Annotated in this window: 16 protein-coding genes; 8 read left to right on the top strand and 8 right to left on the bottom strand. The window is 39.8% G+C overall.

Annotated features, from left to right (window positions below; translation table 11 throughout):
• Positions 1 to 115, bottom strand: a 115-nt coding sequence (locus tag ACVC7T_RS09410; RefSeq protein ID WP_214609655.1) for an rRNA adenine N-6-methyltransferase family protein, incomplete at its 3' end; no start/stop codon positions are given.
• 159 nt (positions 116 to 274) lie between these two features.
• On the opposite strand from ACVC7T_RS09410, the gene ACVC7T_RS09405 reads away from it, so the two are divergent.
• A complete protein-coding gene (locus ACVC7T_RS09405; RefSeq protein ID WP_029170891.1) occupies positions 275 to 622 on the top strand; it encodes a helix-turn-helix domain-containing protein in 348 nt (115 codons plus the stop codon).
• A gap of 169 nt (positions 623 to 791) precedes the next feature.
• Here ACVC7T_RS09405 and ACVC7T_RS09400 read toward each other — a convergent pair whose 3' ends face one another.
• Entirely contained in the window at positions 792 to 1,202 is a 411-nt protein-coding gene (locus ACVC7T_RS09400) for a hypothetical protein (protein ID WP_105106613.1), read from the bottom strand.
• A 633-nt stretch (positions 1,203 to 1,835) separates the two neighbouring features.
• On the opposite strand from ACVC7T_RS09400, the gene ACVC7T_RS09395 reads away from it, so the two are divergent.
• From ACVC7T_RS09395 to ACVC7T_RS09375, 5 genes are all read left to right on the top strand, one after another.
• Complete coding sequence (locus tag ACVC7T_RS09395) at positions 1,836 to 2,801, top strand: site-specific integrase (protein ID WP_029170893.1); 966 nt, start codon at positions 1,836 to 1,838, stop codon at positions 2,799 to 2,801.
• Positions 2,802 to 2,869: 68 nt separating this feature from the next.
• On the top strand, positions 2,870 to 3,469 hold the full coding sequence (locus tag ACVC7T_RS09390; protein WP_447262849.1) for a hypothetical protein: 600 nt from the start codon (positions 2,870 to 2,872) through the stop codon (positions 3,467 to 3,469).
• 95 nt (positions 3,470 to 3,564) lie between these two features.
• On the top strand, positions 3,565 to 4,947 hold the full coding sequence (locus ACVC7T_RS09385; protein ID WP_408571497.1) for a hypothetical protein: 1,383 nt from the start codon (positions 3,565 to 3,567) through the stop codon (positions 4,945 to 4,947).
• Between the two features lie 194 nt (positions 4,948 to 5,141).
• On the top strand, positions 5,142 to 5,402 hold the full coding sequence (locus tag ACVC7T_RS09380) for a helix-turn-helix domain-containing protein (protein WP_172008133.1): 261 nt from the start codon (positions 5,142 to 5,144) through the stop codon (positions 5,400 to 5,402).
• Between the two features lie 67 nt (positions 5,403 to 5,469).
• Positions 5,470 to 6,687, top strand: a complete 1,218-nt coding sequence (locus ACVC7T_RS09375; RefSeq protein ID WP_105136476.1) for a site-specific integrase — start codon at positions 5,470 to 5,472, stop codon at positions 6,685 to 6,687.
• 113 nt (positions 6,688 to 6,800) lie between these two features.
• Here ACVC7T_RS09375 and rpsI read toward each other — a convergent pair whose 3' ends face one another.
• From rpsI to rlmB, 6 genes are all read right to left on the bottom strand, one after another.
• Entirely contained in the window at positions 6,801 to 7,193 is a 393-nt protein-coding gene (rpsI, locus tag ACVC7T_RS09370) for a 30S ribosomal protein S9 (RefSeq protein ID WP_002942223.1), read from the bottom strand.
• 19 nt (positions 7,194 to 7,212) lie between these two features.
• Positions 7,213 to 7,659, bottom strand: a complete 447-nt coding sequence (gene rplM / locus ACVC7T_RS09365; protein WP_002876943.1) for a 50S ribosomal protein L13 — start codon at positions 7,657 to 7,659, stop codon at positions 7,213 to 7,215.
• Positions 7,660 to 7,843: 184 nt separating this feature from the next.
• A complete protein-coding gene (locus tag ACVC7T_RS09360) occupies positions 7,844 to 8,737 on the bottom strand; it encodes a DUF7916 family protein (RefSeq protein ID WP_447262848.1) in 894 nt (297 codons plus the stop codon).
• Positions 8,738 to 8,791: 54 nt separating this feature from the next.
• A complete protein-coding gene (locus ACVC7T_RS09355) occupies positions 8,792 to 9,655 on the bottom strand; it encodes a DegV family protein (protein ID WP_105161028.1) in 864 nt (287 codons plus the stop codon).
• Positions 9,652 to 10,173 (bottom strand): NYN domain-containing protein, encoded by a 522-nt coding sequence (locus tag ACVC7T_RS09350; protein WP_105161029.1) that lies wholly within the window; start codon positions 10,171 to 10,173, stop codon positions 9,652 to 9,654. The genes ACVC7T_RS09355 and ACVC7T_RS09350 overlap by 4 nt, the downstream gene beginning before the upstream one ends.
• A complete protein-coding gene (gene rlmB / locus ACVC7T_RS09345) occupies positions 10,173 to 10,901 on the bottom strand; it encodes a 23S rRNA (guanosine(2251)-2'-O)-methyltransferase RlmB (protein WP_105161033.1) in 729 nt (242 codons plus the stop codon). Before rlmB ends, ACVC7T_RS09350 begins: the two co-directional genes overlap by 1 nt.
• 146 nt (positions 10,902 to 11,047) lie before the next feature.
• On the opposite strand from rlmB, the gene ACVC7T_RS09340 reads away from it, so the two are divergent.
• Together ACVC7T_RS09340 and ACVC7T_RS09335 are read left to right on the top strand one after the other, a co-directional pair.
• Positions 11,048 to 11,437, top strand: a complete 390-nt coding sequence (locus ACVC7T_RS09340) for a DUF1761 domain-containing protein (RefSeq protein ID WP_447262847.1) — start codon at positions 11,048 to 11,050, stop codon at positions 11,435 to 11,437.
• A gap of 74 nt (positions 11,438 to 11,511) precedes the next feature.
• The gene (locus ACVC7T_RS09335) at positions 11,512 to 12,483 is read left to right on the top strand and encodes an aromatic acid exporter family protein (protein WP_447262846.1); all 972 of its coding nucleotides are present in this window, start codon (positions 11,512 to 11,514) and stop codon (positions 12,481 to 12,483) included.
• Positions 12,484 to 12,492: the final 9 nt, after the last annotated feature.

The following is a 12,492-nucleotide window of genomic DNA, read 5'->3' as shown; positions in this document are numbered from 1 at the left end:
CTGTTCCAATTTCGTAAACGGTATCGGTTTCTTTTAAATTCAATTGTTTTATTATTTGGTTGAGTACTTTTTCACTCGTTAAAAAGTTTTGAGAATATTTTATATTTTTGTTCATGTAATCACTCCTTCTTAATTACAAATTTTTAGCATCTAATTTAACTTCAATAGATATATTATACCACAATAAGTCCTTAAAAGGATAGAATAACTAGCCTTTCGTAACCTTTCAACTGTCCTTTAAAACCTATATCCTTAAATAAAAGGAGGACAGATAATGGCTTTAGATCAATTTGTCGCAAAAAGAATTCAAACTTTACGGAAAGACTTTCATCTAACTCAGGAGCAATTGGCTGAGGCAGCTGGCTTAGATGTTTCTTCAATAGCAAAAATAGAGCGTGGCGAACGCTCTAATATTAAGGTGAATACATTAGAAAAAATTGTTGATGCTTTTGGAATATCAATGAGTACATTCTTCCAACAACATGTCCAAGATAAAAACGAAAACACCTCAAACGATCCATCATTTGAGAAGTTTCAAAAAACGCTCCTCCCAATTTCTCAAAAAAAGCGGAAGGAATATTTAACATTGTTTGAGGCAATAATAAATGTAGAGAACATGTAATCCTTTAATGCACATAATAAAATATGTTATATATTCATACAAAACAAAACGCATAGATCCAACTTTTTAGGATTTACGCGTTTTTCTATTTGTTTAGTTTTATTCATTCGTCTTTTGAGAATTATTTTTCTAATTGCTAGACATTTTTTCTAGTTCGTTTTTAAGCGTGCTAGTAATATATTACCGAATCAGGACCACTTGAATAATCATCGAATCTATGTTTTTGAATAGCTTCAAATAATGAATTATTCTTTACATCATTCATAAACATTTTCCATTTTCCAAGAATAGCCTGCTTTATCAAAATCTCAATTTGAATTTCAATACCTTCTTCAATTACTTCTGAAGTAACAGTAAATATTTCATTTTCTACAGTAACAATACATTGCTGATTATCAAATCGAATGGTCAATTTATCATTATTTCTTGAAAAAGAAATCGTCGCACAATCTTCATCTGAATAATAATAATCACTGACAACATCGATACAATGTCCATTTAATAGCAGAAATTTCTTACACTTCATTTCCACATCAACAATAATTGATACTATCTCTTCAATTAGAACTTCATCAGTCATAATACTCACTCCTTTCCTTTAATATTGTTATGTGTTTAGAAAATATTTTATTCCATATACACACCTCCAATCTGATTCGTTATTAGTATGCCACTTTTTTTCAAAACAAAAAAATCGTGTTGCGAATCAATGTAAGCGAGAAATGTTTTTCGTTTTTTTATTTTTTTGAAAAAGTGACATAATACAATTGAACATATTGAAGTAAATAGAGAAAGGAGTGATAACACTATATTCTTTTGAAAATACGCACTGGGCTCGGTGTAAATCATATTTTCAATTGATATGGATATCTCTTGTCAGCTGTCATTGACTGATAAGGGAATGAACAAGAATAGAATAAATGGTTATTCTGCGGAATGAAATGAAGTACAGAATAACCATTTATCACATAATATAGTACAGTAAAAGATGTTTAGTGAAAGTAAAAGTAGAAAGTTCGGTTTGAAAAATAACCAGTTCAATGACAAACGAAGATTTCAGAGATATTCGACGGTGCTACTGAAGAGTATTGAAAACGATAGTCCCATAGGACAGCCTCATCGGAAATTTTCAGAGCATACCCAGCTCGATCTAAAAAAGGGTGGGAGGCAGTTTACCAATAATAAGCATTTTAGGAAAGAAAGGAGAAAGAAAATGCCTAGAAAACGAAATTCTTTGAAACACGACATTTTCGTCGCAGCAACAAAAGATGTTACAAACAATACCTCACGAACATCATACAAACGTTCTGCAACACGTTTTGCGAAATGGGCAAAAGAAAATAACATTAAGAGTATTTCAGATATCACCGAAGAGGTTCTTCAACAATATCATGATGATCTTCAACAAGACCCAAAACAATATACCGCAGCAACAATTCATACATACCTTGCGCCAATTGCGAAGGCAGCAGGAATCAATTTAAACCGAATTCGAAAACAAAAACGCACAAGTGATAAAATAGTTAGAGGACGAAAACATGAAGCGAATCAACAAGGGAAAAGACAAGAATTGAACTCTCTCTTCTCTCGCCTAATCGAATTCCAGAAAGTCGTTGGAATTCGCCGTAATGAACTCAAAAACCTAACCGGTCAAGACCTGAAAATAGACGAGTATGGTAACTGCTATATTTTCGTCAAACGTGGCAAAGGTGGTAAGAAACAAATGCAGTATATATTGCCAAAAGACATCAAGCTAGTGAAACAGACTTTTTCTGGAATAGGAGAAAATGAGCCTATTTTCACAGAAGAAGAGATGAACAATCAGATTAATTTACATGCATTACGCGCTCAACATTCAAGAGATAGCTATTTCTACTATCTTGATAAAATTAATTCTAATCCAAACATTAAACATTCATTGAAATCTCTTCTAATTCAAAGATGGGAAAATGGCCATCAGAAATTGAAAAAGGAATCACAAAGCAAATACGAAAGACAGCGTAGAAATTTTATTTATGATCTACGTGATGAGTTGTATATTCTACGCGGCACAAACAAATCCAAAGCATTAGCGTCAGGAATGCCAATTGCTTATAATCGACTTGCACTAATGGCTGTTTCGGTTTTAAATCTGTCGCATTGGCGTCTTTCTGTTACGGTTACTAATTATATTTTGTAACGAATTTTTTGATTTTAAGATTCAGGCATAATGATTGTGTAGAAAATTGATCAAATGGAGGACATATAATGAGGAATCAAAATAATCTACAAAAAATAAATCGAAACACAATTTTAGCAAGAGGAAAAATCGTTGAAGTAAACTATGATGCTAATAATCGATCATTTGTCCTGTTTATACGAAATGGAGGTGGAAGGAGACATACATTTTTGAAATGTTATTTTAAGCTTGATAAATTCCAATTGAAAAAGGGAATGGTGGTATCGATATCAGGTCATATCGAAAACATTAATACAAAAAATAGCTACAAAGTCATTGTAGATAGTATTCAAGAAGAACAAACTGAGCTAGCAGCATTTTTCAACAAACAGTCAGTCTTTGGTTTTGCTTATCCAAAGCCGTTTGCCAAATTATTTGTGTTCGGTAAGGTCATTGATAAACATTTAAAACCAAACTCAAATTGGATCGAAATAGTTATTCAAGATAATTACAAAAATAAAGTAAAAGTTCAATATAGCACAAAAATGCGTGTCAATGAAACAAATTTTGAAATAGGAGATTACGTGTATCTATCGGCCTTGCCAATTTCAATTCAAAAGACATTTCATGAGGAAACATTTAATTTCGAGAACTATATTCTTGAAGATATTGTCATAAAAAGAAAATAGAAGAATTAGAGATAAATTTCTTTTTGGAATTTATCTCTTTTTTGTCATTTTTTGTTCTGAAAACATTGTGCGTCTGGCATAATTCATTTTGAGAAATGAAAGAGGAAAAAATGGTTTCAAAAGTTTCAAGAGGTATGTCAGATGAGGAAAAACAAAAAATCTATGATGAAAATAGAAAAGAGATGGAACGATGTTTTTCTGTAACAAATGCCTACTGGGGCATCGACAAGATCGTTCTTAATGTAAAAGGACAGATTCACATTAATAACCAGAAATTCGAGCTAGCTAATTATGAAAATAACAATTTTACTATTGAGAAGCAATATGACAATGCAGGTACTGTCTCCGAATTAGATGTCAAATCATCTACTTTTGGTAAATTTTATATGGGAAAAAATCCATTTGACAGCAGTTATTTTTATCGCATTGAATTGATCCATTGTGGTTTAAACATATCCACAGATCCAATCGAAGGTATCTATCAAAGATTAAATAGGGCTTTGTTATTGTTGGAACTTGAAATAGGAATTTCATGTACGATATATCATTGCGAATTACAAGAAATCGAATTAGCGTTCACAATGGCAATACAATCACCATTTCACCTTCAAACCAGAACGCTATTATTACGCTGTCTAACAAGTAAGAAAGTGAATTTCGCTTCATCATCAAATAGTATCAAAGACAAAGAATATGATATTTTAACTACCAATAGATCTAAAAATGATGAACAAGTTTTGTACAACAAAACAAAGAAAGCAAAGAGGTTAAGACAACTTGATAAAGCAAGAACAGAAGCATTTGATGTGTATCGTTTCGAAACTGTTCTGAAAAAAGATAAGATAAAATCCATTTTTAGTACATGTGTTCTTGAAGAATTTGACGATGATAGAATTATACAGTACTTGGAAGGATTGGTATCAAGTGGAATTTTTAATCTAATAAAAGAAATTGAACAGTCTGTAAGAAAAACAGATAAAGAGCTATCCAAGATTTTCAAAGAAAAACCAAGAGCTACATTCGAAGAATTGTTGAAAAAGCAGATTAACGTGGCACATTCAACAAACACTCCTTTGATATTGGATGAAGAAATACTTAGTTTTTTAAATGCTAAATTTGTTTCGAAAGAAAATAGATCGCGTTATAGAAAAAATTTGATTGCCAAAAGCCAGAAAGAATTAAATATAAATCCCGAAGCTTTTTATTTATCAGAGATGGTAACATGGGATGTATTGATCATTCTACGATTAATGTTTGATGCTCTTGATTTCGCAAGAAACAATGGTTTGGGTTGTCATAAGAATTACAACACGAATGAATTACATATTGTACAGATCCCAACTTTTTCAAAAGAATTCAGAAATAAAATCTATTCATTGAACAATAAATTACGTAGAAAACATCATTATAAAATTGATTTATATAAATTAATTTTAAATCGATTGTTGAATTTAAAAGAATTATTTAACGGTTTTTAATATGATTTTACTACTTTATAAAATCTCAAAAACGTTGATATTACAGCATTTCGTAAAAAAATTGTCTTCCGAAACAGAAGACAAAACAGACGATTAATCTATACATTTCTAAAAATCATCCGTTTTGAGTCCGCAATGTGGCATAATGACTAATGTCAAAATTAAATGAATTTCCTATTAGAAAGAAGGTTAATATGCAAGTCATTCTACCAGAAGAGCAAGTACATCAAATTCAGCTTTTAATTGCTGATTTAATAAAACAAGAAGTCGAAAATAGGTTGGATAACAGCAATCTTAGTAGTCCATTTTTGAACAAACAACAAGCCTGCGAATATTTAGGAATTTCCAACAACACGCTTGATAGTTGGATCCGGAAGGGGTTGCCTGTCATTCGCATCGGAAAAACTGTTCGATTCGATAAAGCTGAAATCAATCGCTGGTTACAAAATCAGTAGCATTTTCACCGTGGTTCAGCTATAATAGAGCCACGGTATTTTTCGCTCAATTCACAAGGAGAATACTATGTCCATTACTAAAACATCTAACGGAACTTATCGCTTGCGTATCTATATCCCAGAAGAAGTAAAGTCTTCTCTTGGAATTGATAAAAAAGTGATTGAAAAACGGTTCAAATTAAGGAGTGATGCAAAAAAATACGAACTCGAATTACAAAACAAGATTGATAAAATTTTAAGTGGTGGAACTGTCCCTGAATTAGATAGAACTGGTTCGATACTTTTCTCTGAATTTTTTAGAGAAATCTGGTGGGAATCCTACAAAGCAGGGCAAACTACTTCCACTACCAAGCCACCATCACAAGCAACTATTGACGGAACAGAGATTGCTTTTAGAAAGCATATCCTCCCTTTACTTGGAAACTACTCCATTGATTTTCTTAATCAAAATAAGCAAGTGGTCCTCAATCTGCTAACTCAAAAAGCGGAAGAATACGCAAACTTCAAAGTTATCAGAAGTTATGTCAACTCAATCTTCGATTGGGCTGAAGAGTTAGAATACATTGAAGCAAACCGAATTTCCAAAACGATTAAGCGTATCAAAGCGACCAAGAAAATCAAACTTGATGAAGCTAAAAAAGATGAGGATTTATACCTCTCGCAAGATGAACTTCAAGCATGGTTTACCGCCTTTGAAGAGGATTTAGAAGCTGGAAAAATCCAATTTAAGGACTATGTCCTATTCTACACTACCTTCTTTTTAGGAGACAGAAAATCTGAGAGCTACGCTTTACAATGGAAACATATTGATCTAAAGCAACAGTCCATCCAATTAGTTCAAGCCTTAGATAAATACAAGAATGTCAAATCAACCAAGGGAAACAAAAAGACAACTTTTGCCATTCCTGATGAACTGACTAGCTTACTACAAGCGTGGAAAAAGCAACAGAAATCAGAACTGGCTAAATTCGGAATTATCCAATCCTCCGAACAATATGTGTTTACCTATATCGACACAAAAGGCAATGTTAATAGTCCGCTACACTCTGATTATCTCAACAATAAAATGAAATCTGTCAGGAAACGCCATCCAAACCTCACACACGCTACACCGCATAAATTACGCCACACTGGGGCAACACTTGCCAAACAAGCAGGAATGAGCTTAGAAGCTATTTCAGAGGCTCTAACGCATAGTGATACCCTCACGACTAAGGTATATGTCAACACCTCCAATGTCGTTCCTATGGCTGTCGGGGAGGTCGCCTATAAAAACCTCAAATAGTAAATGGTGTGAATTTGGTGTGAAAAGTGGTGTGAATTTTGCTAAAAAACATCAAAAAAACACCCCATGGTGTGAACCATGAAGTGTTGTAAATGCTGTAATGTAGCTGGTTCTTAACGCTTAGAGAACTGGCTAGCTTTACGTGCTTTCTTAAGACCTGGTTTCTTACGTTCAACCATACGAGCATCACGAGTAAGAAGGCCTGCGCGTTTCAATGAATCGCGGAAGTCTGGGTCTACTTGAAGCAATGCACGCGCGATACCGTGACGGATCGCACCTGATTGACCACCGTAACCACCACCGTTCACGTTAACGAAAACGTCGTATGAACCTTGTGTTGAAGTTACTGCGAATGGTTGGTTGATAACCAAACGAAGGTCAGCGTGTGGGATGTACTCTTCTACATCTTTTTTGTTTACTGTGATTTTACCAGTACCTGGGACCAAACGTACGCGTGCAACCGCGTTTTTACGACGACCAGTACCTGTGTATTGTGCTTGTGCCATTTAGATTACGTCCTTTCCCTTAGATAAGACCTGAAATATCAAGTACTTCTGGTTGTTGTGCAGCGTGAGTGTGCTCAGCGCCTACAAACACTTTCAACTTCATGCCTTGTGCACGACCCAAAGTGTTGTGTGGAAGCATACCTTTAACTGATTTCTCGATCAAACGAACAGCGTTTTTAGAACGCAATTCACCAGCTGAGATTGATTTCAATCCGCCTGGGTGGTTTGAGTGAGTGTAGTAAATCTTATCAGTTGCTTTTTTACCAGTCAATTTCACTTTTTCAGCATTGATAACGATAACGAAGTCACCAGTATCAGTGTGGGGTGTGAAAGTTGGTTTGTTTTTTCCGCGAAGTACGCTAGCAACTACTGCAGAAAGACGTCCAAGAGGTACATCAGTAGCGTCTACTACGTACCATTTGCGTTCAACTTGGCCTGGTTTAGCCATGAAAGTTGTTTTGTTCATGATTTCTCCTATACGAATTCGTAATATTTGTTTACAGGGCGATGGGTGTTCCGTCCCATCGAAGGTATTTGGAAGGTTCCGGGGCCTTTCAAATGGGGTAAACAATACCGTCTACCATTGTATCAAATCTAGCAGTCGGCGTCAAGATATTTTACTTTACTTTTTTCACTTTTTGAACCGCGTTTTATCGTCTCACAGATTGTCCTATCTTAAAGTAAGTATGGCGCTTGCCTCTGACCGCCAGGGACAAGGCCAAGATATTTTCAGGGTCTGGCATACGGCCAAAACCGCCGTCTCCGATATGATGAATGTCCGCACCGACCCGCTTGTTACTAAGCCCAAATTCCCGCACGGTCTGCGGATCCGCACTCTCTTGACTGGTCCCAATGGTCGAAATAACCAAGCCACCCTTGTCCTTGATTTTCTCGACAATCGGTGCGACCAGCTCCTCACGCACACCCGGCACCGTTCCGACCGCAGGAATGAGGACACCGTCAGCCCCCAAGTCCACAAAATCCAGCAGAGCTTGTCTATCCACAACCGACTCACCCAGACCAGCACCGTGCATTTTCCCAGCAAAGACTAGCCCCTTGAAGTGCTCTTTTGCTAGGGAAATGGCAGAGCGGATAGCCGACAAGGATACCCCCGTAGCTGGATTTCCAGTTAGCATGATGAAGTCTACGCCCAGCTCCTCTGCCCTAATAAGACTGTCTGGACTGACCAGACGACCTGCGGAGAGGGAAATGCGTTCTTCAAGTAAATCCTGCTCCTCATCAACTGGCTCTAAGTTAATCCCAATGGGCCGACCTGTCAATCGTTTCAGCTCTGCAATGGGATTGTCGCAATCATAAAAACCGACAATCTGGGGAGAAAAAACATCCAATTCGTTGAGCACCAGCAAATCACAGCTAAAAGCTGCCATCATCTCGGCATTGGAAACACCCGCAATCAGCGGGGCAGCCGTAACGACCGTTTCCCCCAGAACAATCCGGCCTTCGCTGGCCAAAATAGCCTGCTTGAGCTGGGCAGGAGTCATCTGAGCAATCTCACTGGCATAGGCAGATAGTAAACGTTTCATATGCATTCCCCTTGTAAGCGTTTTATTTCATAACTGGTAAAAAGAGGGCTGATACTAGGCTCTCTTCTCGGTAGAAATAGACAGAATGGCTAGGGAACCTGTACCTGTATGGGTAGCAATAATAGGTCCCAACTCGGTCAAGATAACATCGGTTACCTGGTCATTTTCCAAAAGGGTAGACTGAATGTCCTGGGCTGCTGCCAAATCACCTGTGTAAGCGACCATGACCGTTGAATGATCCAAATCAGTCAGGGTACGGTCCAACATCTCACGGACACCTTTTTTACGACCACGCAACTTAGCGACTGCCTCTAGCTTACCTTCAGCATTAAGGGCCAGGAGAGGTTTGATGTTGACCAGCCCACCAATGAGGGCTGCTGCCTTGGACAGGCGGCCACCGCGCACCAGGTGATTGAGGTCGTCGACCAAAAGATAGGTCCGCAAACGAGGGGCTAAGTCCTCAACCAGCTCCTTGACCTCAGCCAAGCTCTTACCCTCCGCACGCGCTGCTACTGCCTTCATTACCAGATAACCTTCACCGATAGAAGCTGCCTTGGTATCGACAATCTCAATGCTTGCTTCTGGATACTGGTCCAAGACCATGTCACACGCAATGACACCGCTCTGGTAGGTTCCGGATAGGGCTGCTGAAAAAGCTAGGTAAAGCACATCTTGTCCTGCCTTAGCAGCCTCTTCGAATACCTCCTCAAATTGACCAACATTGACCTGGCTGGTCGTCGGCTGACCACCCGCCTCCATTTTTTTGAGTAGCTCTGCACTTGTTAGTCGATTTGATCCTACCGTTTCATAGGTTGTTCCGTCCAAATTGATGGTCAAACCGAGCACGGTCACATCATTTTCTGCTAACCACTCCTGTGGCAAATCAGACGTTGAGTCTGTTACAATCTTAAAAGTCACGAATCCAATTCCTCCATTAAATGTTGCAAATCTTGTAAATTTCCTTGGGACCAGGGAGATAATCTAGGCGTGTAGAGGCCCACCTGGTCCACAAATTTGTCTAAATCTTTTTTGACCACCCTGGTCCGTTCCTCTAGTTCTCGCGCAGAAACACGCAAGGCCCCTTGCGAGAAAACCACCCACTGTTCATTGAGGTCGCTGGTTGCCACCGAAACCTGCCTGCGCCGGTCGCTATTAAGCTCTGCACTCAAACGCTCAATATAGCTATCAGCTGTTTCCTCTTCCTCAGTGAAAATCACCGTCAGCCTGTATTCATCATAGGTCTGTCGAAGGCCGGGCACATGTTGGGCGTCAAAGACACAGATGATTTCTAAATGTTCAAAGGCTGCGTAATGGGACAAGGTCCTCAGTAAATACGTCCTAGCTGCATCCAGATTTCCCTTCTTAAAATCCTGCTTGGTGGACTGCCAGAAGGCAATCATATTGTAGCCATCGACAATGAGCACTTTTTCCTTCATCAGATTTTCTTCCGAAACACTTCATACATGAGAACAGCGGCTGCCACGCTGGCATTGAGTGACTGGACATGCCCTTTCATGGGAATGGTAATCATCTCGTCCACCTGTTTTTTGATATTGGGCGAAATCCCCTTGCCTTCGTTGCCGATGATGAGGGCTAGCTTACCAGCCGTATTCCACTTGTGGCTTGGAGTTCCGTTCATATCGGTACCAAATACCCAGAAACCAGCCTCCTTGAGCTTATCAAGGGTTTGACTAAGATTGGTCACTCGGGCGATTGGAACATGGGCCACCGCACCTGTCGACGTCTTGGCCACAACCGGCGTCACGCCAACGGCACGATGCTTGGGAATGATAATCCCAGCTACCTGAGTAGCGTCTGCGGTCCGTAAAATCGAGCCAAAGTTGTGGGGGTCTGTCAGACCATCCAAGATAAGAATGAGGGGATTGTCTTGCTGCTCTGCTATGTCCAAAATAGTCGAAAGTTCCGCATAGGCGAACTCAGAGACGCGGAGGACAAAGCCTTGGTGGACAGCACCTTCTGTCATCTCGGACAAGGTTTTCTTAGGCGTCCAAGAAATGGACACCTTCTTTTCTGCTGCCAGATTTTTAATTTTTTCTACATTTTTACCGCGCAGGTCGTCCTGAATGTAGAGCTTGTTGCCAGTGTTGGCCTCCAAACTCTCCACAACGGAGTGCACGCCATATACGATGTCATTTGTTTCCATATTGCCATTATAGCATAGATTGCCCGCAAAAAAGGTCAAAGTCACTTTTGACTATCGATTTATTTTCTAATCTTGACTTTCCCATCTCCCTGTGGTATCCTTATCTCAAAAATTGTCCGTACAAGCGGAACTATTAAGGAGAACTTGTGTCGATTATTTTAGGTATTGTTGCAGGGCTTGTAGCCTTTGCTATTGGTGGTTTGTGGTATGGTTTGATTTTCCGCGACGCTTGGATTAAAGCCTCTGGCATTGATATGAAAAAGATTGAGGCTGATCGTCAGGCTGGTAAAAATGGACAAAAAGAAATGATGCTATCTGTCATTATCGAGGTCATCTTTGCGGTCTTGTTAATGATTTACATCCAAACACTTAGCGTATCACCACTTCATGCAGCAGGTGGCATGGGTGTATTCGCTATCATTTCATCGCTTAAAAATTATTTATTTGAGCAACGCTCTATCCAGCTCATCCTTATCAATGAAAGCTACAAGCTGGTCTGCTACTTGGTAGTTGGTGTCCTAGCTCTATTTGCATAACCATTCCCCTCCTAGCTTTAGGAGGGTTTTGTTTTGTGGTACAATAGAAAGAGAACAAGACCAAAGGAGCTATCATGTCAATCTCCCTCCGCACTATCAAACTGATATTTGCCACCGTCCTAGCCGTTTACCTAGCGACAGCGCTGGGCTTATCCTATGCGACGTCGGCTGGGATTATCGCCATCCTCAGCATCTTGGATACCCGCAAGTCCAGCTTCAAAATGGCCCGCAACCGCTTTTACTCCACCCTACTGGCCCTGACTGTCGCGACCGCGACCTTCTCCCTCCTGAGCTTTGAGATTTGGACCCTCAGCATCTACCTGGCCATCTACGTTCCCTTGGCCTATCGCTTCCGCTGGGAGGCAGGCATTGCGCCTGCGACCGTCCTCGTCACCCACCTTATGCTAGAGACCAATCTTTCTCCCGCTTTTTTGGGAAATGAGCTGGCGCTTTTTCTGATTGGAGCAGGGAGTGCCCTGATTTCCAATATCTACATGCCCTCGCAGGACCAGCAGATTCAAGCCTATCATGTTCAGGTTGAGGACTTGCTCAAGCAGATTCTCCTGCGTTTTGAGGCCTTCCTGCTCCAGGGAGACGGGCGTAACGAGGCAGAATTGATCAATCAGCTGGACCAGACCCTGGAAGAGGCCTTGAAAGTCGTCTACCTGGACCGCCACAACCAGGTCTTCCACCGCACCAATTACCAGGTCCATTATTTTGAAATGCGGGCTGCCCAAAGCAAAATCCTACGCACCATGGCCAAGACCATCAATAAATGCTTCCTGGAGAGCCGGGAAAATATTATTTTGGCCAGCCTCTTTGAACGAACCGCCCAGCAACTGAGTCGGGAAAATTCTGCCCAGGACCTCCTGCTCGACATCGAGCTCTTTCACGCCATGTTCCGCGAGAGGCCTCTCCCTCAGACACGGGAAGAATTTGAAACCAGGGCCACCCTCTTCCAACTTCTCCACGATATGGAACACTTTATCCAACTCAAGGTGGATTTCTATCAAGCCTATAAAGAAAATGAAGAACCGTCAGCTTAAACTGGCGGT

This window comes from Streptococcus sp. P25B114 (genome assembly GCF_053010325.1).
The sequence above is the reverse complement of the archived record's forward strand: the minus strand, read 5'-3'. Positions and strand labels throughout refer to the sequence as shown.

Coding starts and splice junctions, on each gene's coding strand:
- ACVC7T_RS09335 (WP_447262846.1), top strand. CDS start 11,512: ATGTCAATCTCCCTCCGCACTATCAAACTGATATTTGCCACCGTCCTA.
- rlmB (WP_105161033.1), bottom strand. CDS start 10,901: ATGGAAACAAATGACATCGTATATGGCGTGCACTCCGTTGTGGAGAGT.
- ACVC7T_RS09405 (WP_029170891.1), top strand. CDS start 275: ATGGCTTTAGATCAATTTGTCGCAAAAAGAATTCAAACTTTACGGAAA.
- ACVC7T_RS09350 (WP_105161029.1), bottom strand. CDS start 10,173: ATGAAGGAAAAAGTGCTCATTGTCGATGGCTACAATATGATTGCCTTC.
- ACVC7T_RS09395 (WP_029170893.1), top strand. CDS start 1,836: ATGCCTAGAAAACGAAATTCTTTGAAACACGACATTTTCGTCGCAGCA.
- ACVC7T_RS09385 (WP_408571497.1), top strand. CDS start 3,565: ATGAAAGAGGAAAAAATGGTTTCAAAAGTTTCAAGAGGTATGTCAGAT.
- ACVC7T_RS09390 (WP_447262849.1), top strand. CDS start 2,870: ATGAGGAATCAAAATAATCTACAAAAAATAAATCGAAACACAATTTTA.
- rplM (WP_002876943.1), bottom strand. CDS start 7,659: ATGAACAAAACAACTTTCATGGCTAAACCAGGCCAAGTTGAACGCAAA.
- rpsI (WP_002942223.1), bottom strand. CDS start 7,193: ATGGCACAAGCACAATACACAGGTACTGGTCGTCGTAAAAACGCGGTT.
- ACVC7T_RS09360 (WP_447262848.1), bottom strand. CDS start 8,737: ATGAAACGTTTACTATCTGCCTATGCCAGTGAGATTGCTCAGATGACT.
- ACVC7T_RS09400 (WP_105106613.1), bottom strand. CDS start 1,202: ATGACTGATGAAGTTCTAATTGAAGAGATAGTATCAATTATTGTTGAT.
- ACVC7T_RS09380 (WP_172008133.1), top strand. CDS start 5,142: ATGCAAGTCATTCTACCAGAAGAGCAAGTACATCAAATTCAGCTTTTA.
- ACVC7T_RS09375 (WP_105136476.1), top strand. CDS start 5,470: ATGTCCATTACTAAAACATCTAACGGAACTTATCGCTTGCGTATCTAT.